Origin of the sequence: Desulfobacula sp., assembly GCF_030611305.1 — a bacterium.
Classification (GTDB): domain Bacteria; phylum Desulfobacterota; class Desulfobacteria; order Desulfobacterales; family Desulfobacteraceae; genus Desulfobacula.
The window spans coordinates 1-21,435 of record NZ_JAUWQB010000061.1 but is presented as its reverse complement, the minus strand read 5'-3'; the positions used below and the strand labels follow the sequence as shown (position 1 = coordinate 21,435).

Annotated in this window: 24 protein-coding genes and 1 CRISPR repeat array; of the genes, 13 read left to right on the top strand and 11 right to left on the bottom strand. The window is 42.6% G+C overall.

Features of this window, described 5'->3' with window-relative positions; all coding sequences use genetic code 11:
• Nucleotides 1-42: 42 nt before the first annotated feature.
• From arsB to QAI40_RS12005, 4 genes are all read right to left on the bottom strand, one after another.
• On the bottom strand, nt 43-1,227 hold the full coding sequence (arsB, locus tag QAI40_RS12020) for an ACR3 family arsenite efflux transporter (protein ID WP_304511646.1): 1,185 nt from the start codon (nt 1,225-1,227) through the stop codon (nt 43-45).
• Between the two features lie 12 nt (nt 1,228-1,239).
• Nucleotides 1,240-1,686: an arsenate reductase ArsC gene (locus QAI40_RS12015; protein WP_299982459.1), complete on the bottom strand. Its 447-nt coding sequence runs from the start codon at nt 1,684-1,686 to the stop codon at nt 1,240-1,242.
• Nucleotides 1,687-1,700: 14 nt separating this feature from the next.
• Entirely contained in the window at nt 1,701-2,081 is a 381-nt protein-coding gene (locus QAI40_RS12010) for an ArsR/SmtB family transcription factor (protein WP_299982456.1), read from the bottom strand.
• A gap of 91 nt (nt 2,082-2,172) precedes the next feature.
• Complete coding sequence (locus tag QAI40_RS12005; RefSeq protein WP_299982453.1) at nt 2,173-3,531, bottom strand: heterodisulfide reductase-related iron-sulfur binding cluster; 1,359 nt, start codon at nt 3,529-3,531, stop codon at nt 2,173-2,175.
• 144 nt (nt 3,532-3,675) lie between these two features.
• Here QAI40_RS12005 and QAI40_RS12000 point away from each other — a divergent pair, with 144 nt between their 5' ends.
• The 10 genes from QAI40_RS12000 (at nt 3,676) to QAI40_RS11955 (ending at nt 10,053) form a co-directional block, all read left to right on the top strand.
• On the top strand, nt 3,676-4,020 hold the full coding sequence (locus tag QAI40_RS12000; protein ID WP_299982450.1) for an ArsR/SmtB family transcription factor: 345 nt from the start codon (nt 3,676-3,678) through the stop codon (nt 4,018-4,020).
• Between the two features lie 125 nt (nt 4,021-4,145).
• The gene (locus tag QAI40_RS11995; protein ID WP_299982447.1) at nt 4,146-5,318 is read left to right on the top strand and encodes a permease; all 1,173 of its coding nucleotides are present in this window, start codon (nt 4,146-4,148) and stop codon (nt 5,316-5,318) included.
• Nucleotides 5,319-5,354: 36 nt separating this feature from the next.
• A complete protein-coding gene (locus QAI40_RS11990; RefSeq protein ID WP_299982444.1) occupies nt 5,355-5,588 on the top strand; it encodes a thioredoxin family protein in 234 nt (77 codons plus the stop codon).
• Between the two features lie 51 nt (nt 5,589-5,639).
• A complete protein-coding gene (locus tag QAI40_RS11985) occupies nt 5,640-6,065 on the top strand; it encodes a putative zinc-binding protein (protein WP_299982441.1) in 426 nt (141 codons plus the stop codon).
• 21 nt (nt 6,066-6,086) lie between these two features.
• Nucleotides 6,087-7,016, top strand: a complete 930-nt coding sequence (locus QAI40_RS11980; RefSeq protein ID WP_299982438.1) for a TlpA family protein disulfide reductase — start codon at nt 6,087-6,089, stop codon at nt 7,014-7,016.
• Entirely contained in the window at nt 7,013-7,468 is a 456-nt protein-coding gene (locus tag QAI40_RS11975) for a thioredoxin family protein (protein ID WP_299982435.1), read from the top strand. The genes QAI40_RS11980 and QAI40_RS11975 overlap by 4 nt, the downstream gene beginning before the upstream one ends.
• A gap of 5 nt (nt 7,469-7,473) precedes the next feature.
• Nucleotides 7,474-8,184: a cytochrome c biogenesis CcdA family protein gene (locus QAI40_RS11970; protein WP_299982432.1), complete on the top strand. Its 711-nt coding sequence runs from the start codon at nt 7,474-7,476 to the stop codon at nt 8,182-8,184.
• Nucleotides 8,185-8,265: 81 nt separating this feature from the next.
• Nucleotides 8,266-8,778, top strand: a complete 513-nt coding sequence (locus QAI40_RS11965; protein ID WP_299982430.1) for a rhodanese-like domain-containing protein — start codon at nt 8,266-8,268, stop codon at nt 8,776-8,778.
• Between the two features lie 65 nt (nt 8,779-8,843).
• Nucleotides 8,844-9,350 carry a MauE/DoxX family redox-associated membrane protein gene (locus QAI40_RS11960; RefSeq protein ID WP_299982427.1) on the top strand — a complete coding sequence of 169 codons (507 nt, stop codon included), beginning with the start codon at nt 8,844-8,846 and terminating at the stop codon, nt 9,348-9,350.
• A gap of 4 nt (nt 9,351-9,354) precedes the next feature.
• Nucleotides 9,355-10,053 carry an OS_HP2 family (seleno)protein gene (locus QAI40_RS11955; protein WP_299982424.1) on the top strand — a complete coding sequence of 233 codons (699 nt, stop codon included), beginning with the start codon at nt 9,355-9,357 and terminating at the stop codon, nt 10,051-10,053.
• A gap of 15 nt (nt 10,054-10,068) precedes the next feature.
• Here QAI40_RS11955 and QAI40_RS11950 read toward each other — a convergent pair whose 3' ends face one another.
• From QAI40_RS11950 to QAI40_RS11920, 7 genes are all read right to left on the bottom strand, one after another.
• A complete protein-coding gene (locus QAI40_RS11950) occupies nt 10,069-10,965 on the bottom strand; it encodes a sulfite exporter TauE/SafE family protein (protein WP_299982421.1) in 897 nt (298 codons plus the stop codon).
• A gap of 122 nt (nt 10,966-11,087) precedes the next feature.
• Nucleotides 11,088-11,990 carry a response regulator gene (locus QAI40_RS11945; RefSeq protein ID WP_299982418.1) on the bottom strand — a complete coding sequence of 301 codons (903 nt, stop codon included), beginning with the start codon at nt 11,988-11,990 and terminating at the stop codon, nt 11,088-11,090.
• Nucleotides 11,991-12,055: 65 nt separating this feature from the next.
• Nucleotides 12,056-12,580: a YIP1 family protein gene (locus tag QAI40_RS11940; RefSeq protein WP_299982415.1), complete on the bottom strand. Its 525-nt coding sequence runs from the start codon at nt 12,578-12,580 to the stop codon at nt 12,056-12,058.
• A 38-nt stretch (nt 12,581-12,618) separates the two neighbouring features.
• Complete coding sequence (locus tag QAI40_RS11935; RefSeq protein WP_299982412.1) at nt 12,619-12,765, bottom strand: hypothetical protein; 147 nt, start codon at nt 12,763-12,765, stop codon at nt 12,619-12,621.
• Nucleotides 12,766-12,787: 22 nt separating this feature from the next.
• A complete protein-coding gene (locus QAI40_RS11930; RefSeq protein WP_299982409.1) occupies nt 12,788-14,635 on the bottom strand; it encodes an SLC13 family permease in 1,848 nt (615 codons plus the stop codon).
• A 25-nt stretch (nt 14,636-14,660) separates the two neighbouring features.
• The gene (locus tag QAI40_RS11925) at nt 14,661-15,113 is read right to left on the bottom strand and encodes a response regulator (protein ID WP_299982406.1); all 453 of its coding nucleotides are present in this window, start codon (nt 15,111-15,113) and stop codon (nt 14,661-14,663) included.
• Between the two features lie 21 nt (nt 15,114-15,134).
• Nucleotides 15,135-16,841 (bottom strand): sensor histidine kinase, encoded by a 1,707-nt coding sequence (locus QAI40_RS11920; RefSeq protein ID WP_299982403.1) that lies wholly within the window; start codon nt 16,839-16,841, stop codon nt 15,135-15,137.
• 420 nt (nt 16,842-17,261) lie between these two features.
• Between QAI40_RS11920 and QAI40_RS11915 the strand changes: the two genes are divergently transcribed.
• From QAI40_RS11915 to QAI40_RS11905, 3 genes are read left to right on the top strand one after another with little or no spacing between them, the layout of a single operon-like run.
• Nucleotides 17,262-18,428 carry an NAD(P) transhydrogenase subunit alpha gene (locus tag QAI40_RS11915; protein ID WP_299982400.1) on the top strand — a complete coding sequence of 389 codons (1,167 nt, stop codon included), beginning with the start codon at nt 17,262-17,264 and terminating at the stop codon, nt 18,426-18,428.
• A 21-nt stretch (nt 18,429-18,449) separates the two neighbouring features.
• Nucleotides 18,450-18,752 (top strand): NAD(P) transhydrogenase subunit alpha, encoded by a 303-nt coding sequence (locus QAI40_RS11910; RefSeq protein ID WP_299982397.1) that lies wholly within the window; start codon nt 18,450-18,452, stop codon nt 18,750-18,752.
• Nucleotides 18,745-20,754: an NAD(P)(+) transhydrogenase (Re/Si-specific) subunit beta gene (locus QAI40_RS11905; protein WP_299982394.1), complete on the top strand. Its 2,010-nt coding sequence runs from the start codon at nt 18,745-18,747 to the stop codon at nt 20,752-20,754. The genes QAI40_RS11910 and QAI40_RS11905 overlap by 8 nt, the downstream gene beginning before the upstream one ends.
• Nucleotides 20,755-21,092: 338 nt before the next feature.
• A CRISPR array of direct repeats spans nt 21,093-21,391; the repeat unit is 34 nt; unit sequence GTTTCAATCCACGCTCCCGCATGGGGAGCGACAA.
• Between the last annotated feature and the right edge of the window lie 44 nt (nt 21,392-21,435).

The window sequence follows — 21,435 nt, the reverse complement described above, 5'->3', positions numbered from 1 at the left end:
TAACATAAAACTTAATTTATTTTAGCGGTTTTTGGTCGGACTTTATTTATCAAACCAGGAACTGGTTCGTTTACAGATACTAACCAGCATCAGCATTACGGGGACTTCTATTAAAACACCCACAACTGTGGCCAATGCTGCTCCTGATGAAAGTCCGAAAATCATCACTGATGTTGCAATAGCAACCTCAAAGTGATTGGATGCCCCGATCAGGGCTGTAGGAGCCGCATCTTCATATTTTAATTTCAATAATTTTGCAGCACCATAACCAAGAATAAAAATAAAAATCGTCTGTATAAAAAGAGGAATAGCGATCCAGACTATTGTTAAGGGATTGGATGTAATCACCTCCCCTTTGAAGCTGAACAAAAGGACCAATGTTGCAAGCAGGGCGCTGATAGTAACCGGCGTCAAGACATTTAAAAATTTTTCTCTAAACCAGTCTTCCCCCTTTGCATTGATGATCCACAATCTGGATAAATAACCGGCAACAAGGGGAAGTGCAACATAGATGGCAACCGAGAGAAGCAATGCCTGCCAGGGGATAGGGAGTTTTCCAATACCCAGTAAAAAACCGCCCAGCACTCCATATAAAACAAGCATGGTCAAAGAGTTAATGGCCACCATGATCAGGGTCAATCCGTCATTTCCCCTGGCAAGATATCCCCAGACCAGAACCATGGCTGTGCAGGGAGCAATTCCAAGAAGGATACAACCGGCAAAATAACTGCGCCACAAGGGGATCTGCAGCATTTTCACCCCTTCATGCAGGACGACCATACCCGCCCCATGCTGGCCACCCACAGGCAGATCCAGGCCAAAAGGCATTTTAACCAGATCAATGGCATCCACGCCGATAAAGGTCTTGAATAAAACCCCCAGAAAAAATAATGAAATAGCATACATGGTAAAGGGTTTGATGCACCAGTTGATAAAAAGGGTTAAAAAAACAGGTTTGCCGCTTTTCCCGGCCTTTAACACACTGGCAAAATCAATTTTTACCATGATGGGATACATCATGAAAAAAAGACAGATGGCAATGGGGATTGAAACCACGGGAGCGCCATTAATATTTATAGACATTTTGTCCAGGGTTTTAGCAAGATCCGGAGCTATTTTCCCCAGCAAAATACCACCGACGATACACAGGCCTATCCAGATGGTCAAATAGCGTTCAAAAATACTGGTCATTTTTCGTTCATTGGCACCTAAGGCATGCATGTTCATTATTCTCTCCTTTTATAATTCAAGACTGTCCGGCAATGCTTCAACAAAAGTCCTTATTTCATCCCTGGCCTTGCGGTAACAATCCATTTGTTCTTCCATGCTCGCTCCTTGCCTGGCAAGTTCTTCCGCCATTATAGGCGGATCATCAAACCCTGCATAAACCACCTTGCAGCGGGGCGGAAAATACGGGCAGGTTTCACTGGCACGACTGCATACTATTACCACTGCATCAAGTTCTATATCTTTAAAGTCATCAATATGTTTTGATTTATGTCCTGAGATATCAATCCCTGCTTCTGCCATCACTTTGACAGCATCGGAATTCAGACCGCGGATCTCAACACCTGCCGAATACGCCTCAATTGTGTCTTTTTTCAACTTCCGTGACCACCCTTCTGCCATCTGGCTGCGGCACGAATTTTCTGTACACAAAAATAAGACTTTTAGTCTTTCATTCATCAGAATATTCCTGTTTATTTTTTAGGACAAGATGTCCCTCCCCGCTGTTTCCGGCAGAGGTCTTCGCAGGGGATAATTGTAATCTGTTTTAAGGCTTTCAGGTCATTTTCAACTTGATTTGAACCATGAAGTTTCCGTTTCACCCATTTAAAAACAGGGTCAAGCGAAAGATCTTCTGTATTCAGGCGAAAATAAACCCATCGCCCGTGTTTTCGATTTTTTAATATGCCTGCATTGACCATGAGGCTTAAGTGACGGGAGACTGTGGCTCCTGCCACCTGCAAAAGCTCTGTGATCTGGCAGGCGCAAAGTTCTTCATAAGACAATAGTGCACAAAATGTTCTAAGCCTGTTTTTATCAGACAATGCCTTTAGTATTGAAAGAAGATCATCCATAGTTCCACCATTTCTATAATTAGCTAAACAACTAATTATATATTTCTAAAATTCAAATCCGTCAATACTTTTATGAAGGCTGGGGCATCTTTTAAAACATTTCAAGGGGATGGAAAACTTTCCTGGACATAGTTTGCTGGAATTGTATTCTACAACTAAGACAGTCTGTAATGATGGTCCTGTCTTTTTCGGACAGAAGTCTTTCAAAAAGCGGCTCACCGATTTTAAGGGTGTGTGGATGAAAAGATGTTTTATATCCGAGATGTCCCCCCATACCACAACACTGCATGACACCCTTGATCTGGATAATATCTGAGTCGGGAAAAGATTTGAGAAGATGGTAATACGGTTGCCCGATTTCTTGTTCCCTTTGGTGGCAGGATGCATAATAGACCATGGGAATATCCGGGCAGGTCAGGTCGATCTTTAATTTGCGTTTAACCTGAATGGATAGAAGATATTCTCCCATATCCTTTACTTTGTTTGACAATTCTATCCGCTTTAAGGGGTCAAGTGAAGAAAAGTATCCATCATCCTTTAATAGTTTCTGATAGATCCCTTTTGGGACCGTTATAAACCTTTTTTCACCTGACCCGAAAGGAACCTTCATAACTTTATTGCCAGCCCCTGATTTCTCCTGAAAGGCTTCTGAATAATAAGCATTTTCCAGAAGCAGTTTTTTAAAAAAATATCCACAGGTCGGACATGAGCAGACAATGTCATATCCATTTTGAACAGACCTTAAAAGACTTTCAATATTTGTATGTATTTTTTTTAAAGCCGTTTTTTTATCGCCTTCCATTATCAATGGCATACTGCAGCATTCTTGTGGCGGTACAAAAATTTCAATGTTATTTTGTTCTAGGATTCTTACAGCAGCCTTTCCGACTTCCGGAAAAAGGTACCCGGCACTACAGCCCACAAAATAGGCAACCTTTGATGCAAGCCGACTATTGCTGCCTTTTTTAGAATTCAGGCCTCTTTTCTTTGCCCAAAGGAAAAAGCTTTCTTTTGGAAAGACAGGCAGGTGCCTTTCTGGATGGACATTTAAGGCCTTTTTCAAGAGAGGAAAAACAGACGTCAACCTGTTCAATTGGTTGGCGACTGTTGAAAAAGTTGTTCCCCAATGACCGACCGTCTCAACATCAGAAATTATTCGGCTGGACAGTGAGATCCCTTTCTCATCAATAAAAGCCGCTTTTGCCTGAAGGATAAACATTCTTATATCCTGACAGGGGCATAGTCCGCACAGAGTACAAAGATCAAGCAAGTGACGAAGGTCTTTGGCGCAGACAGACAGCCTTGCTTCTTCTGCCTGGTCTTGCAACCGATAGAGCTCGGGGAAAAAAAGACAGTCCTCTTCCATGTGAAGCCTGCATACGTCACAGCCGGATTTCCCGGCACACTTTTCAAAAACCTTGAGGATCAAATCTTCAGGAGATAGGCTCATAGTTTTTTTCTCTTTGTCACAATAGTTAACATTTGTTTTCTCTACCATAAACCAAGGAGTTTTAATATCTTTTTTGGTATATGCCTTGACACAGGGTGTCCATATCGTTATATTCCATTTTAACGATATAAACGGAGAAAATGCATGAAAATATTTATTAGAGTTATGAAAGCACTATCAGACCCTAACCGGGTCAAAATGATGAAGATGCTTCAATCCCGGCCCCTTTGCGTCTGTGAAATTAAAACAGCCCTTAAAATTGCCCAATCTACTGCCAGCAAACATTTAAAAATTCTTGAAGACGCAGAGCTGGTAAGAAGTTTTAAGGATGGACTTTGGGTCAACTATTCTCTTTCCGACGGCAGTGGTTCCCCTTATTCGGCCAGCATGATTGGAAATCTGAAGCATTGGCTGGATAACGAATCTGAAATTCAAGAGCTGATCCAAATACTTCCGGGCATTGACCGTCATGATATTGTTGGGAAATAATTTGCTATACAAAAATTTATCTTAAAATATCGATAAGTGACCATATATAAGTTAGAACAGGAGAAATCATGGAATCAAAAACAACCCAGCCCATTACGGTGGGAATAAAAATAAGGAGTATATAAATGAAAGAAAGAACAAAATTATTCTACCTTATTGCTCTGTATCTTATGGCCTATTTCATTCCATGGGCACATCCGGTTATCCGGCAGTCCGGTATGGAGGCTTTCATGATGCTCCAGGAGTATGCAAGAGAGCATGTTCTGACCTGCCTGATCCCGGCTTTTTTCATTGCCGGTGCCATAGCCGTATTTGTATCGCAGGCCTCAGTTCTCAAATATTTCGGCGCCCAGGCCAGTAAAATTCTCGCCTATTCGGTCGCCTCTGTTTCAGGAACCATACTGGCCGTATGTTCATGTACGGTATTGCCGCTCTTTGCCGGGATCTATACACGGGGTGCCGGGATAGGTCCTGCAACAGCATTTCTGTATTCAGGCCCGGCCATCAATGTTCTGGCCATCACCCTGACGGCAAAGATCCTGGGGTGGCAGCTCGGCCTTGCCCGGGCCATCGGTGCAATTTTTTTTGCTGTGATTACCGGGGTCTTGATGTCCGTCATCTTCAAAAAGGATGATGCCGCAAGGACAACCGGTCAGATCTATGTGCCTGATGAAGAAGACAAGGGACGGTCGCTTTTCCAGGACGGAATCTATCTTTTAACCATGGTTCTGATCCTGGTTTTTGCGGCATTTGCTAAACCTTCGCCGGATTCCTCGGGATTATGGCCGGCCATTTTTTCCGCCAAATGGTATATTACGGTCTTCCTTTTGATTGCATTGGGCTGGATGCTGAAGGCCTGGTTTAAAAAAGAAGAATGTGTCAACTGGGTGGAGTCCACCTGGGGATTTATGAAGCAGATCTTCCCGCTGCTCTTTGGCGGGGTGATTGTGGCAGGATTCCTGCTCGGCAGGCCCGGGCACGCGGCCCTGATACCGGAACATTATATTCAATCCCTTCTGGGCGGCAACTCCCTATCGGCCAATTTATTTGCCTCGGTGGCTGGCGCCTTCATGTATTTTGCCACGTTAACCGAGGTGCCGATTCTACAGGGACTGATTGGTGCCGGGATGGGCAAGGGTCCGGCCCTGGCCCTGCTACTTGCCGGCCCGGCCCTGTCTTTGCCCAATATGCTGGTTATCGGAGGAGTCATGGGGGTTAAGAAAACCGCCGTCTTCTGTTCGATCATTGTTGTGCTGTCAACCTTTGCCGGTATGATTTACGGCGTTATTGCCGTTTAATATAAAGATGAACCATTAAATTTTAAGGAGTGTGTGATGGATATAAAAATACTGGGTCCAGGATGCCCCAAATGCGAGCAGACAGTAAAGATTGTAACGGAGGCAGTTGCCGAGACAGGCGTAAATGCTCAGATCAAGAAAGTTACGGATGTTATGGAAATAGCCGGTTATGGGGTTTTCGGAACGCCTGCCGTGGTAATTGACAGCGAAGTAAAATGTGTCGGGAAAATTCCAAAAAAAGAGGACGTCAAATCCTGGCTGACAAAATAAGCCGGCCATTTTGACCCAACTGTTAATCATGATTCATAAAGGAGACATAAAATGACGAAAAACTGTTGTGCATCAGAAGGAAATATTATGGTTCTTGCCTGTTCCGGGGTTTCCAACGTGGGGCAGCTTTCCAATCAGGCCGCTATTGAGCTGACCCGTGAAGGTTTGGGTAAAATGTTCTGCCTTGCCGGAATCGGCGGTCAGTTGAGCGGATTTGTCCAGTCTGCAAAGAACGTGGAAAACATGGTCGCCATTGATGGATGCAAGGTAGAATGCGTTAAAGCCATTCTGGAGCAGGCCGAAGTTCCCCTGAAAAATCACGTGGTCATCACCAATCTTGGCATTGAAAAAAATAATGAATTTACCCTGAAAGCAGAAGATATTGTCAAGGTAAAGTCCGCTGTTCTGGATATTTGTTCAAAACATTCGGGTAATAATCTGGCTCCGTCAGAAAAACCATTTAACTGCTGCGGATAATAAAAAGGAACTTTGATCCTCATGATAAAACGCATTCATTTGGGACCGGCAACTATCTTTTTTCTATCCGGTCTGGTTGTATTTATTTTTCTCAATACGGCAGGTGCTGCTGCATCAACTGTATCTGATACGTATCCACTGATTTTTGACCGGTTTTTAAAATCTGCCGAGCTAGTAGACATGACGGGAGATAGCATCCTGAAAACCGGCACCGGGATTGCAATTGCAGGCAAGCCTCTTGAAAAATCCCTTGACCGTTACAACCCGAAATTAAGGAAGCAATTAAAAGAAAACCTGATTTTCCTGCTGGAGCAGGAAATCATCACAAAAATTCTTGCCCATGAGGTCCAAAAGAATGGCTTTTCAAAAGAGAATACGAAGCTTGAGGATCAGATCAGCGCTTATCTTTCTTCGGCAGTAAAAGAAGCCAAAGTTTTGGACAGCGAAGCAAAAGCCTTTTATGGCGGGAACAAAGAAATGGTCGGGGGGGTGCCCTTTGAGCAGGTAAAAGACAATATCAAAGGCTTTCTTCTCAAGAAAAAAAGACAGGATGCAGTCGAGACCCACATCGCTGGTCTGGCAGAGCACCACAAAATACAAATTAACCGGAAGTGGATGGATACCCAGTACGCCATCATGAAAAAAAATCCGGTTGACAAGGCCCGGTCTTCGGGAAAAGTCACCATGGTGGAGGTCGGGGCCTCCGGGTGCATCCCCTGTGACATGATGCAGCCGATCCTTGACAGCTTGAAAAAAAAATTTCCCGATGTCTTGAATATTAAATTTGTGCATGTCCGTGAAGAACAGGTCCTGGCAGGACATTTTGGCATTCAGTCCATCCCGGTTCAGGTATTTTTTGATAAAACCGACAGGGAAGTGTTCCGGCATATTGGATTCTTTGCAGAAAAAGAAGTACTCAAACAACTTGATAAAATGGGGGTCACCCAATGAAAAAACTTTGGTACGCTGTAGTCGGTGTGATCGCCCTTGCGGCAGCATTAGGAATTTATCAGACCCGGTTTTCCAATGGATCAAAAACAGACCTTTCCGAATCAAGACCGGCCGACCAGCATCAACTTGATTTTAACCAGCTGCCAGTTAAAGGGATGGTTACGCTGATCGACCTTGGGGCCACCGAATGCATTCCCTGTAAAATGATGGCACCGATTCTTGCCAAGCTTGGAAAAGCCTATGAAGGAAAAGCCGAAATTGTTTTCATAGATGTATGGGAGAATCGGGATCAGGCACCGCGATTCAAGATCCGGGCGATCCCAACCCAAATTTTCTTTAATAAACAGGGTGAGGAGGTCTACCGTCATGTGGGATTCCTAGATGAGAAATCCATTGTTGAACAATTGACCAAAATGGGAGTTGACAAACCGGAACTTAAAAACAAGGGGTAACGATTATGCTGGACTCGGTTTTTTTGATGGTAAACCAATGGATTTCAGGTGGGATCTATTTTGCTGCAATTGGATGTTTTGCCTGGGGCATGATCAGTGTGTTGTTCAGTCCCTGCCATTTGGCATCAATTCCATTGATTGTGGGCTATGTTGGAGGCCAGGAAAAGATGATCCAGCCAAGACAGGCAGGAATTTATTCTATTTTGTTTACCCTGGGTTTATTCATCACCATTGCATTGATTGGAATTGCCTGTGCACTGTTGGGCAGAATGCTCGGGGATGTGGGAAATTACTGGCAGATCCTTGTGGGAATCATCCTCATATGGGTTGCCTTGGGAATGCTGGGGGTTGAAAAGTGTACAATGTCCGGAAGCCTCTTATACAAACTGAATTTAAAGGGGATGCCCGGGGCTTTTGTCCTCGGCCTTGCTTATGGCATCCTGTCGGGTTCATGCACCTTCGGGTTTATCGCCCCGATTCTGGCCATCATTACTATCCAGGAAAGAGTTATGACAGGTATTGTTTTGATCATCCTGTTCGGTATCGGCCATTGCCTTCCTATTGTTATTGCCGGAAGCTCAACAGCTGCAGTGAAAAAACTGCTTGAAAATAATATGTGGAACGGAGCAGGCCAGTGGTTCAGAAAACTCGCAGGCACAACGATTGTCCTGTTGGGGATATATTTTATTTTGACCCCTTTTTTCCAGGCCTCTTAAAATATTCATTGAGAAAAAACAGCTGGCTGACTATATTAAAAAGTTTAATCTGGATGTGTAAACAAAAGGGATGATTTTAAAATGCAGCGCACAGTATTTCAACTGCATCTGAATGATGTTGCCCGACAGACTTTTTTCATACTATTTTTGTCCGTGGTCATCGGGTTCGCTGTAAACATGATTCGCCCTGACTCGATTACTGTCATTGCCGACTGGTCAACAGAAAATCGGCTTACTTCGGATAGTGGTGAAACGCTTATTATACCTCTCTCACTGGCAAAGGCACTTTTTGAAAAAAATGAGGCTGTTTTTATGGATGCCAGAGATAAGAACCAGTTTGAATTGGGTCATATAAAAGGGGCAAAAAATTTACCCTGGCATGCAGTTGATGACTATTTTATGGATATTGCACAGGATTTACCAAATGATGCTGTTATCATCACCTATTGCGACGGCGAGTCCTGTGATTTGAGTCACGCTCTGGCGCTGTTTCTCAGGAACATGGGGTTTAACCGAGTCAAAGTCCTTGTGAACGGCTGGACCGTCTGGCAGGAAATGAACCTGCCGGTTGAGGGGGATTCCTATGAAGACTGATGTATATCTGATTGCCCAAAGACTCACTCCATTTGAAGACAGAAAAAAGCTTGGATTTTTTAATAATGAATAATACCAAAGGCGCACAATTATTCAAAATCGGTCTTAAAAGCGATATTTTTTATCATTCCATCAGATTAATTCTTGCCGGTGTTTTTATTTTTGCCAGTATAGATAAAATTCTTCATCCCCAGGCATTTGCCCAGGCCGTGTTTGATTACCAGGTGTTACCTGATTCACTGATCAACCTGGTCGCCTTGATACTGCCATGGCTTGAATTATTGGTGGGGGCAAGTCTTTTGTTGAATCGATGGATGGCGGGCGTTGTATCGATTGTTACCATATTAATGAGCATCTTTGTGGGATTAATCTTTTTTAATCTCGCAAGGGGACTGGATATCAGCTGTGGATGTTTTTCAACAGACTCTGATGAAACCCCCATGACCAAATTAATCTTGTTCAGAGATATCTTTTTTTTATGCCTGGCATTCAGTCTTTTGATTTTAACGTTTTATAAAAACACCATTAAATATAAACACCAATTGAGATTATATAAAACTGAAAGGAGATAATTAGATGAAAAATTGTGTTATGCAGCTGTTTTTATTATTGTTATTCACAGTGGTGACTATATCTGCAGATGAAATCCCGTCTCAAAAAAACCCGGTGGCCTTTCTGCCGGAATATGTTTTCCAGTTTGAACCTGTTGTGGAAGGAGATAAAACTTTTCATGATTTCATTGTGCAGAATAAAGGATCGGCTGCGTTGAAAATCGGAAAAATAGAATCCGGCTGAGGGTGTACTGCAGCTTCAAGTAGCAAGCTGATCCTTCCGGGAGACGAAGGAAAAATTACAATGGTATTATCCACCAGCGGATATGGTGGAAGAACAATTAAAGAAACGATTAAAATCCACACTAATGATCCAGTACAACCTGTTATACGAGTCGCGATGACCGGGTTTGTAAAAAAATTTGTTGTTCTTAAGCCTGGTATCGTCAGGTTAAGAGGCAGGGCAGGACAAACCATAAAGTCCAAAATTACGATAACGCCCACAGAAAATAATCAGTTCCGGATTTTGAAAATATTTGCCAAAAACAAGAAACATATTAAGTATGAAATTAAAAAAATCGGTGGCCCTTTACCCTACTATGAATTGATTGTTGAAAATACTAAAAAAGAACCGGGTCGATATTTTGATGTCATCACTATTCAAACAGATTTATCACCGCCAAAATCAATCCGAATTCATGTTTCAGGAAATATCACCGATTAAGCATGAATTCAGGATTTAAATAAAAAAGGCTGAAATATATTTTAGAGCAATAAACAGGATGCAACTGCTTAAAATCCCTTTAATATATACGGCTTTAACAAATTTTTGAGCCCTTGCCCCAAGATACATGCCTAAGACTCCGCCTGAACCGAACAATGCGCCCAGCATCCAGTCCGGAGATACGGCCACTTGAGGGTATATAAAGGCCAGAAGTTGGTAAAAAATCACACCGGAAACCGAGGTGACAAATGTACCCAGAAGGGCTGCCCCTGCAATCACGTGTACGGGCAGGCCGATGATTGTGACAAGTATCGGTGCAATGATAGACCCGCCTCCGATTCCATATATCCCGCCAATAATCCCGACTAAAAAACAGATAATGTAAATGGGTAACGGCGCGTAACCATATACTTTTCCCCCAAATGTAAAAGAAACCTTGTTAAACGAGGCCTCCATGACGGCAAGGCTGTGAAAACCCGTCGCCTTGATCTGTCGGCCTTTTTCCTTTGTCTTGTTTTTACTTATAATATCTTTTAAAAGCTTCCAACCGATATATAGCAGGACTATCCCTGCAAACATCTTGAAATTCTTTGGATCAGGCAAATACTCGATTCGTACCCACGCACCGATAAAAACCCCGGGCAAAGTTCCGATAATGATAGCCTTGGCCAAAGGCCATAACATCCGCTTTTCCTTAATATACCGATATACCCCGCTTGGTATGGCAATGATGTTGAAAACATGATTGGTGGCGGAAACAGAAGGTGATGTATACCCAAGAACGCTCATTTGAAACGGCAATAATAAAAATGCGCCGGAAATACCGCCCATTGAAGTGAAAAATGAAACAATAAGCGCCGTAAAGAAAATAATATATGGGTTGGCATGAATTTCAGCAATTGGGAAATACACTTTGGCCTCCTGGTATTATGGCATTAAAATGGATTGATCCGGCTAAAAATAGCCCGGGAGATGGCCTGGCGATTACCATTCCCAGGTTTATTTTGATTTAACCTTAAAAAATCCTACCTGAATTATGAATTTAAAATTTTTTCCATCTCAAAAAACAGGTCCTGCTCTCTTATAACACCCACAGTTTTGTCAGTCAAAGTGACAAGAAGACGTCTCTCGTTGCTGCGAAGCATGAGGTATGCCGCCTCCATCAGGTTTGATCTACTGTTAATAGAAATGGGAGAAGGCGACATGATGTCACTGATGCATTTATTCTTGGCCTCTCGGATTCCCATATTGAACATTCCTTTCCAGAACATGGGGGAATATTCAATACTGTCTGCCAGGGATGGCTTGGGGGCGGAAAGATAATCCGGCATGATTATTTCCAGCAGATCCCTGATGGTCAAAATCCCCTTTATCTGTTTGTCAGAGTCCTTCACGAGAATCGACCGATGACCGGTCTCCATCAGTTGGTTTGTGGCCATCTTTGTAGCAAAAGATTTTTTCAGCACATTAATTGCATCCTGTACGGTTTTCTTTTCATTGATGGTTGTGTACTCTGTAATCGGGATCATTACGGATGTAATCCGTCTTTCTTCGTGCTCAGACAATTTATTTGTTTGATGGCAGGCTTCCTTGATTTTTTCTGTCAGAATATCAATATCACAGGGTTTGCTCAGGTAATCAAACGCCCCTTCAACAAGGGCTTCCCTTGCCGAAGGCCTGTCACCGTGACCGGTCAGCATAATGACTGGAAGATCCGGTCTAAGCTTTTTTATTTTTGCCAGGGCCTCGTGTCCGTCAATACCAGGCATTTTGATATCCAAAATAACCACATCCGGAGCCTGTCCAATTTTTTCAAGGGCCTCCTCACCACTTTCTGCAAGGATGGTTTCAAATCCTTTTTTCATCAGTATTTTTTTTGTCGTATCCCTGAATCTTTTTTCATCATCCACCATTAACACTTTTATTTGTTTTGTCATTTATACTGTCTCCTTATTGACCAATACTTTTCATAATGTTTACAAGATACCTAAGTTCTATCCTTTTAATTAACGAATGCTATCACAGCTGAATATATCAGGAAAAATTGAACCGTCATAGAAACCAATAAAATTATCAATGCTTGTTTCCATGTAAATCCACAGGTATTTTTAAACCCTGTGTATATCAGCCACCATTTCCAGGGCTCGGAAAACCATAGGAAAAAAGGCAGCCAGGATATAAAAAGGGTCACCCCGGATGAAAAGGCATACAGACTGAAAACAATAGAAAAAGAGGGGCGTTTCCCAAAAATCAGGGCCATTGCCGTATATCCTAAGAATGATGAAAGAACGATCATTCCTGCGGCATTAACAAAAAAGATGATTGCCATTATCCAGACAGGTCTGGAATAGGCCCCGGTTAAAAGGCTTGCAATGGAAAAAAAACCACAGCAGATCACCATAAACCCTAATGCCCTTTTCAATGTTGTATTTTCGGCAAGTTCCCTAAAAAACTGTCCGGGTTCAATTAAAAGCTGAATCAGAGAATAAGAGTAAAACTGCCAGCTTTTTAAAGTGGATCCCAACATAATCGCACTCTCCTTTGGATATCTTCAGATCCTTACGGTTATATCAGTTTTACAAATATGCCCATCACCAGCATGATGATTGTCATAAAGAAAAAGAATTTTCGTTCCGTTTCTTTGCTGAAAAACAGTTTCCCGTTTTCCAGCATTATTTTTTTAAATTGTGAAACTTTTATTTGTTTGTTCATAACAGCATCCATTTAAAATTGGTTAAAAACCGGGCATTATGCCAAATCCCCTGAATGACCAGTAAACCCCGGTCAAAAAAAGCAAAACAACATTGGCAACGAAAAATATGGGAATTCCGACCCTGAGATAATCTTTGGGCTCAAGATATCCACTGGCATATACAATTGCATTGGGTGGTGTGCCGATAATCAGGCAGTATGCAAATGACGATGCAATGGCTGTTGCCATGGCCATGAACGGCAGATAACTGGTTCCGGGATGAACCATGCCCGCCATGTTAAGGGCAATAGGTCCGACAGAAGCAGCAGCAGGGCCGTCCGCCATAAGGTTGGTCAGAATTGATGTCAATCCGTTACTGACCATCATTAAGGGAAGACCGGCTTCCATGCCGAATTGTGCTAAAAAGTCGATTACGGATCGCGCCAGCCAATAGGCCGCACCTGTTGAATCAAGTGTTCTTCCAAATATAATGGCACCTGCATAAAGCCAGACAACCCCCCAATCCACCTTATCCTGATAATCCCGCCAGTTGACAACCCCGGTCAGGATATAGGCAACCGCGCCTGCTATGGCAATAACACCGATACCCAGCCGGATGGGATAAATGCCCATATTATAAAAAGCTTTTTCTGTAAACCATCCAAACACCATAATAATAAATATTATCAAAGCCCATATCTGTTTCTTGTTCCAGCCTCCCATTTTATCAATTTCTATCCTTAACTGATCCATAGCAGGTGCCAGGGAGATGATCTTGGGCCTGAAACGAAGATTGGTGATAAACCAGGTAATGGGAATCATGATAATTACGAATGGGAAACAATAGGTAACCCATTGGAAATAACCAATATCAACTCCGAACATATCTGTTAGATAGGTCATCATAATCACATTTCTTGCCCCGCCGGAAGGTGCTCCAGGCCCACCTATATTGCAGGCCATGGCAATAGTGATCATGAGCAGTTTAGCCAGTTCTTTATCCTCTGGTACTTCCTCGGTGAGGCTGTTCTGGTATAACAGCATTCCAATGGGAAGGAACATGGCAGCCAGGGCATGGTCGGATATAAATGCCGCCAGGGGTGCTATGATCAAAAAGAAAACCAGGGTGATCCATTTGGTATTAGGAACAGCCAGTTTTTTGAACATTGCCATGCAGACCCGTTTATCAACGCCTGTCTTAACAAAGGCTGCAGCAAACATCAGGCTGCCCATGATAAACCAGCAGGCATCACTCCAATAAAGCATGGCCACTTCTTGTCTTGAAACCACCCCGGTAAAAACAAGAATTAGGCCGACGCAAAAGGCAACCGCGGGAAGGGGGATACACTCTGTTAAAAAACAGAGCACAACAAATAACCCCATGCCAATGGCAACTTTTATATGCCAGGCACCCTTGTCAGCGGCTTTTTTATCCTTTCCTGTCAAATCTTCATATTTCAACCCTTCTTTTCTAGCCTTTAGTGCTTTTCCCATGAGAATCCGAAAATCAGCTTCCTCAACATTCATTTTGATATAGTCGTGGGCTTTATCAAAGTTTTTTTGGCTGGCCTCTATCTTATTTTTTTTGCACCACTTGATATCCCGTTTTAAAAAACGGGATTTGTTCAAGGCACCCATTCGTATGTTTTTTTCCATAATCTTGGCAGTGAGCAATTGCCATTGTTCAGCATCTGAGCTGTTTATATCAAACAGCTCTTTGGTAATATGGTTCACGACAACCTTGGGCCCGACCTTATATTCGGCACCGACATCCTTCATCCCATACGGGGTTGGCATCAGTAGGGCTGCGAACAAAAGAACAACCGGAATTATGAACATTTTCCAGTCTATATATTTATCATATCCAGTAGCTTTCTTCTCTTTTTTCATTTATAAACCTTCCTGTATCAAAATTTTATTCATCATCACCTTTGAGAATTTCGCGAGGGGATCTCATATATTTTTTACTTTGTGCCAGCCTGATTTTTTCTTCAAGCCTTTGTCGTTTTTCAAATGCCTCTGTTGCTTTTTCAATAATTTCATCAATATCAGCTGGTTTCATCAGGTAATCGTTGGCCCCTGATTTCAGGCCGTCAATGGCTGAGTCTACAGTGGCATGCCCGGTCAGCATAATGACTTCCACCAGGGGATAAAGTGCCTTGACTGCCTTTAGTGTCTCATTTCCGTCCATCCCGGGCATCTTTACATCGAGGATAACCACATGAACATTTTGAGATTTTAGTTTTTCAAGGGCTTCCTCCCCGTCTTGAGCTGTTAAAACCTCATACCCTTTTTTTTCAATCAGTTTTTTGGTTGTTTTGAGAAAACGTTCTTCATCATCAACCAGCATGATTTTCATTTTTTCCACAATAAACCTCCCTAATTTTCATTAATGTATAGCCGGCAAACTGATAACAAAGGTCGTGCCGACATTTTGTTCACTATTGACGTTCATGGTGCCGCCAAAACTTTCTATAATCCCGTAACAAACGGAAAGCCCAAGCCCGGTCCCTTTCCCCACAGGTTTTGTGGTGAAAAAAGGAGAAAATACTTTTTCAATATTTTCCGGACTGATGCCGGTTCCATTGTCGGTGATTTTTATTTCAACCCTGTTTTCATTTTTCCTGCAGACCGCAATACTCAGTCTTCCCCCGGATGAACCGTGCCGTTCTTCAATTGCATCCATGGCATTATTGAAAAGATTGAGTATCACCTGCTGAAACTGGGATGGATCTCCCATGAACCCGGGAGCTTGTTCTGAAATAGTTTTAATAATTTCAATACCACCGACCACGGCTTTTTTTTCTATCATACTGATAATTTCAGGAATAACGATAAATGGGCGTAATAATTGCTCTTTTGTTTCACTTTCTCGTCCGAACTTTAAAATAGCATGGGTGATTTCAGAACAGCGATTCACCTGAAGCTTTATCTGGTCCAATGAGTCCTCAATGTCCATTATATCCTCATTTTTTTCCATTCCGTCTTTGCTGAAGGTTTCATCCATGAGGGTTTCTATCAGGGTATATTCACTTTTAATAATTTGCAGAGGATTGTTTATTTCATGGGCAAACCCGGCTGCCATTTCCCCGATTTCAGCCAGTTGGGTAGCCCGGATCAACTGATTCCCAAGGCTTTCTTTTTCTATCCCCAGCTGCTCGATCATTTTAAGGATACGTTCAGTGGTATATATCGCGATCACGACAATGAATGCCCCACCAATGACCATGATTATTAAACTGATGTATAAAGCTGAATAAAGCGATTTATAAGCATCCTTTTTTTCCTGCCTGACCACCATGAGCCATTCCCTGTTTTTAAGCCAGATGGTTGCATACAAATACTTATTCTTTTCGGGATCAGATTTAATAAACGTATGGATACTGTTTTCCGATTTTGGAAAATTGGAATATTCGTGATCTTTTTCCAGAAGACGAATGCCCCCCGACCGCCTTACGGTTTGAGCGATTCCATCTTTGTTTAAAATATAGGCTTCCCCTGTCCTTCCGATTCTCACTTTTGATACCAGGGTATCAAAAAACAATGTATCAATGGTTGCCCGAAGCACCCAGGTTTTATCCCCACTGCTCTGACGTACCGCAATGACAAAATGAGGGATGTTTCTATAGCCTAAAAAAATATCGCTGATATAGTATCCGGTCTGCATGACTTTTTTGAACCATACCTCATCCTTATACTCTTTTCCTTTCAGCTGATACTTGCCGGAGTATCTTATGTGGATACCCTGGGAGTCAAAGAGTCCCAGGTCAACGAATGCACCTGATCGATTTTTTAAATTCTCAAATATGATATTAATGGCTTTAGTAGAATTGATTTCTTCAAAACTATAGATGTTTGTGATGAACTCAAGATCTGATTGACGTTCTACCAGGAAGGACTCGATCATATCACAATGATCTTCCACTATCCGTTTTAAACTGTTGACGGTATTATTTTCAAGTGCTGTGATAAAAAAATAGAAACTGACCCCGATGGCCAATAAAAAGGGAATAAATGGGACGATTATCATATTGGTTAAAATAGATCGTTTGAGCTGCTTTTCTTTATCTTTACGTTCGCGATTGTGTTTTTCCATTATGCTCTCTTAAATTTTATGGTAAAAATGACTTTTTACATTCATCCAGAATGCACTGAATAATCTAAGAGCAACTATGATGCCGTTTTGATTCCAAGCGCGATAAAAATTATAACCCACTGAAATATAAAAGATAATTTTGCTTTAGACTTTGAATTGATGAAAAGATAATTTCAAATACGTGTCAGGTTTTTTTCCAAATTGTAAATTAATTTATATGAAAATTATGAGACATAGGTTTTGACTAGTGAGAAACACAATAAAGCTTTTATTGTCAATACTATAAAAACATCTTGTATTTCCTTAAAAAAAGATTTATTGCGCTTTTAAGATTTTCATTCATATGAGAAGATATGAAAAATGAACTTTGAAAGACTCAGGATTTATGAAAAATAAAACAATAATAAAAGGAGTCCAACCATGCTGATAGGAATACCAAAAGAAATTATGTACAAGGAAAACAGGGTTGCAGCACTCCCGGAAACCATTGAAAAATTTAAAAAACTGGGATTTGATGTAATTGTTGAAACAAAGGCGGGTGCCGGGGCCTTTACCGATGATGAAGCATACCGGAAGGCAGGGGCGCAAATTGCAGCTGATGCAGCCGAGGTTTTCGACAGATCAGATATTATTTTAAAAGTCAAGGAACCCTTGTTTAATGAGCAGTTCAACAAGCATGAGATCGACATGCTAAAAGAAAACCAGAGGCTTATTACTTTTATCCATCCGGCAGCTCCTTCAAATCATGGCGATGTGAAAAGACTACAGGAAAGAAACATCACGGCATTTACAATGGACGGCATTCCCAGGATTTCAAGGGCCCAGCGCATGGATCCGTTGACATCCATGAGTGCCATAACCGGCTATAAATCCATCATTATCGCTGCTGCTAATTTTCCTAAATTCATTCCCATGATCGGTACGTCCATTGGCATGATAAAACCAGCCAATATTCTGGTCATCGGCACCGGCGTTGTCGGGCTTCAGGCCATTGCAACAGGGAAAAGGCTGGGGGGTATTGTCAAAGCGGTTGATATCCGGCCGGCTGCAAAAGAAGAGGCGGCAAGTGTCGGGGCCAAAGTGGTGGATTTTGATCCCCCGTCCGAACTGGTCCTTGGAGAAGGCGGATATGCCAAAGCACTTCCTGAAGAATGGCTTGAAAAAGAAAGACAAGCACTGGCTCCCATAGTTGCAGAATCTGATATCATTATTCTCAGTGCTCTTGTCCCGGGGGAAGTTGCCCAGCATATAATCACAAAAAAAATGGTTGAAACCATGAAACCCGGCTCTGTTATTATTGATGTATCCATTGACCAGGGAGGAAATTGCGAGATGACAGACCCTGGAAAAGAATTAATGCATAATGGTGTCTACATCTGCGGGATTAAAAACATCCCCGGATCAGTGCCGGTTCATTCTTCCTGGCTCTATGCCAATAATCTGTATTATTTTGTTGAGAACCTTTATAAAGACGGGACTGATGAATTTGACATGGATGATGAAATCATCAAAGGCGCTCTTGTTACGCATAAAGGCAAACTTTATCACGAAGGAACTCTCAAGGCCATGGGGTTGAATGAACATTAAAAATTTTTGGGGACTAAACCAATGACAAATCTTTTATTGATGGGAGGGGTTTTTCTGTTTTCCTTTGTAGTTGGGTATTTTCTGATTTCAAGAATACCCACATTGCTTCATACACCCTTGATGTCCATGACAAATGCCATCTCTGCCGTCACCATATTAGGGGTGTTGATTCTTTTCTCAGTTGCATCAACCCGGACCGAACAGATAATAGGATCGGTGGCTTTTGTCATGGCCGCTTTCAACCTTGTGGGCGGGTTTGCGATTACAGACAGGATGTTAAGGCTGTTTAAGAAAAAAGAAGCGGGGGGAGAAAATAATGGTTGAAGCATACTCTGCCATGAACCTGTTCCTGGATTTTTCTGTAATCGGCATCCTCATCCTGGGCATCTGGCTGTTTCACTGGCCCCACAGAGCAAAGTTCGGCAACCTTACCGCAGCTTTTGCTTTAGCCTGTGCTGCTGCCCTGGTTCTTTATCGTAGCGGCACCCTGTATCCTGGTATTGTGCTGATATCCCTTGTTGTCGGTTCTGCTGCCGGATATTGGGTAGCAAAAAAAATTACCATGATTCAGATTCCAGCCATGGTTGCCTTTCAGCATGGTGCCGGAGGTATTGCCGCTTTTTGTCTTTCCCTTGCCGAACTGATGCGGGGATCTCAACACCTTGGGATGGTGAATGAAATTTCCGGGCTCCTGGGGCTTGCCATTGGATCCTTGACATTCAGCGGATCAATGATCGCCGGCGGAAAACTGTCAAATAAGCTTGGGCAGACCCCACGCATACTTCCGAAACACACATGGCTTGTAATGATAAACCTTGCTGCCATTATCGCACTGATTATTGCATCAGTGTATGCGCCTATGGGTAGCCGGATATTCCTTTATATTTCAATCATTTTATTGTCAATTCTCTTTGGAATTATTTTTTCCATTCGTATTGGCGGAGCTGACATGCCGGTTTTGATTTCATTTTTAAATGCAACCGCAGGTGTGGCTGCTGCCTTTTGCGGCATGATTATCGAAAACAAGCTGTTAATTTCCTGCGGGGCTACTGTGGCGGCTTCAGGATCAATACTGACCCACGTGATGTGCCGGGCAATGAATCGCAGTCTTTTCAGGGTTTTTGTTCCTGTTGAGGGTTCCTTGAACAAACCTGCGGTTAAAAATGAGCAAACCCAAATTGAAGATCCAGTTGAAAAAAAAATCCTTCATCAACCCGTTGAAAAAAATAAGTTTCAAACGGCTGTTGAAATTGCCCGCAAAGCAAGTAAAATCATTATTGTACCAGGCTATGGCATGGCCGTGGCCCAGGCACAGTTTGAAGTGATTGATTTTTCAAACAAAATGCTTTCCATGGGCAAGGATGTAAAATTTGCCATCCACCCGGTTGCCGGAAGAATGCCCGGACACATGAATGTACTGCTGGCTGAAGCCGGGGTTGACTATGATATGCTGGAAGAAATGGATGATATAAATCCTGAATTCAAAGATACAGACTTGACCCTTGTTATCGGGGCGTGCGATGTGGTGAATCCCGCAGCCATTGAAACTGACGGCTCCCCCATATCCGGCATGCCGATTTTACTTGCCCATGAATCAAAGCATGTGGTGTGCTGTAATCTGGATGAAAAACCCGGATACTCAGGCGTTGAAAATCCTCTCTATCAAAACAATAATACCGTTCTGCTGCTCGGAAACGCCAAAGAAACACTCCGGCAATTACTTGAAAATCTTTCAGAGACAAACCCTGCTATTGAAGAATCCTCAATACAAGATAACCCAAAGGGCCATTTGGATTCAGCCATAACCGCATTGTCATCAGCCAAAAAAATTATTATTATTCCCGGATACGGCATGGCTCTGGCACAGGCACAGTTCAAAGTGGTAGAGCTGGCATCAATTCTTGAATCAATGGGCGCACAAGTTAAATTTGCTATTCATCCGGTTGCCGGAAGAATGCCCGGACACATGAATGTACTTCTTGCTGAAGCAGAAATCGATTATGATAAGCTTTACGAGATGGATGAAATCAATCCTGAATTTTCACAAACAGACGCTGTCCTTATTTTTGGTGCCTGTGACGTTGTAAACCCGGCAGCAATTGATACAGAAGGCACTCCCATTTCCGGGATGCCCATACTTTTGGCCCATGATGCAAAAAAAGTGATCGTCTGCAATTTTGATGCAAATCCGGGCTATTCCGGGGTTGAGAATACCTTATACGAGAATCCGAAAACGATAATGCTGTTAAACGATGCAGCAGCAACTGCAACGGATTTGATTGATGCATTAAAAAAAATAAAATTGACATTACCGGGCCAGGAATAGCTTAATGGCGAACAAGACAGAACCATAATCCTATCTTGTTCGCCAAAAAAGAATAACAGTCAGTGGAGGTGCCCATATAAATATGAACTCTGATGTTATATAGCAGTTTAATATCGAGTATAATAGTTCATGTCAATTAGGGGAAACCCTGATTTTTGCAATAAAATTCAATTTTTTTTCAATTTGGTCTGATTAAAAGCAACATAATTACCTTTTATTGTATTAACCTCCTATAAAAAAATAGTTCCGCTATGTAGAAAGGTAATTTCAAAATCGCTGCACCGCGCTCCCGCATGGGGAGCGACATGACGATTACGAGGCCACGGTAGAGGTGGACAGTTTCAATCCACGCTCCCGCATGGGGAGCGACACGCGCTGGACATTCCACAAGATCCTGATCAATCTGTTTCAATCCACGCTCCCGCATGGGGAGCGACAATAATGACTTATTGCACCCTGTCCGATATAAAAGTTTCAATCCACGCTCCCGCATGGGGAGCGACAACAATCCGGCATGGCCGGGAAGGAGCACAACATGTTTCAATCCACGCTCCCGCATGGGGAGCGACAAGATCTATCTCAGAGTCAAAAACAAGGTAATCTGTTTCAATCCACGCTCCCGCATGGGGAGCGACACTAAATACAGCCATAGTCTACCCCCGGAACATCTGTTTCAATCCA

Bases quoted from the DNA above. Each gene is read 5' to 3' on its own strand.
- arsB (WP_304511646.1), bottom strand. From the start codon at position 1,227: ATGAACATGCATGCCTTAGGTGCCAATGAACGAAAAATGACCAGTATT.
- QAI40_RS12015 (WP_299982459.1), bottom strand. From the start codon at position 1,686: ATGAATGAAAGACTAAAAGTCTTATTTTTGTGTACAGAAAATTCGTGC.
- QAI40_RS12010 (WP_299982456.1), bottom strand. From the start codon at position 2,081: ATGGATGATCTTCTTTCAATACTAAAGGCATTGTCTGATAAAAACAGG.
- QAI40_RS12005 (WP_299982453.1), bottom strand. From the start codon at position 3,531: ATGAGCCTATCTCCTGAAGATTTGATCCTCAAGGTTTTTGAAAAGTGT.
- QAI40_RS12000 (WP_299982450.1), top strand. From the start codon at position 3,676: ATGAAAATATTTATTAGAGTTATGAAAGCACTATCAGACCCTAACCGG.
- QAI40_RS11995 (WP_299982447.1), top strand. From the start codon at position 4,146: ATGAAAGAAAGAACAAAATTATTCTACCTTATTGCTCTGTATCTTATG.
- QAI40_RS11990 (WP_299982444.1), top strand. From the start codon at position 5,355: ATGGATATAAAAATACTGGGTCCAGGATGCCCCAAATGCGAGCAGACA.
- QAI40_RS11985 (WP_299982441.1), top strand. From the start codon at position 5,640: ATGACGAAAAACTGTTGTGCATCAGAAGGAAATATTATGGTTCTTGCC.
- QAI40_RS11980 (WP_299982438.1), top strand. From the start codon at position 6,087: ATGATAAAACGCATTCATTTGGGACCGGCAACTATCTTTTTTCTATCC.
- QAI40_RS11975 (WP_299982435.1), top strand. From the start codon at position 7,013: ATGAAAAAACTTTGGTACGCTGTAGTCGGTGTGATCGCCCTTGCGGCA.
- QAI40_RS11970 (WP_299982432.1), top strand. From the start codon at position 7,474: ATGCTGGACTCGGTTTTTTTGATGGTAAACCAATGGATTTCAGGTGGG.
- QAI40_RS11965 (WP_299982430.1), top strand. From the start codon at position 8,266: ATGCAGCGCACAGTATTTCAACTGCATCTGAATGATGTTGCCCGACAG.
- QAI40_RS11960 (WP_299982427.1), top strand. From the start codon at position 8,844: ATGAATAATACCAAAGGCGCACAATTATTCAAAATCGGTCTTAAAAGC.
- QAI40_RS11945 (WP_299982418.1), bottom strand. From the start codon at position 11,990: ATGACAAAACAAATAAAAGTGTTAATGGTGGATGATGAAAAAAGATTC.
- QAI40_RS11940 (WP_299982415.1), bottom strand. From the start codon at position 12,580: ATGTTGGGATCCACTTTAAAAAGCTGGCAGTTTTACTCTTATTCTCTG.
- QAI40_RS11935 (WP_299982412.1), bottom strand. From the start codon at position 12,765: ATGAACAAACAAATAAAAGTTTCACAATTTAAAAAAATAATGCTGGAA.
- QAI40_RS11930 (WP_299982409.1), bottom strand. From the start codon at position 14,635: ATGAAAAAAGAGAAGAAAGCTACTGGATATGATAAATATATAGACTGG.
- QAI40_RS11920 (WP_299982403.1), bottom strand. From the start codon at position 16,841: ATGGAAAAACACAATCGCGAACGTAAAGATAAAGAAAAGCAGCTCAAA.
- QAI40_RS11915 (WP_299982400.1), top strand. From the start codon at position 17,262: ATGCTGATAGGAATACCAAAAGAAATTATGTACAAGGAAAACAGGGTT.
- QAI40_RS11910 (WP_299982397.1), top strand. From the start codon at position 18,450: ATGACAAATCTTTTATTGATGGGAGGGGTTTTTCTGTTTTCCTTTGTA.
- QAI40_RS11905 (WP_299982394.1), top strand. From the start codon at position 18,745: ATGGTTGAAGCATACTCTGCCATGAACCTGTTCCTGGATTTTTCTGTA.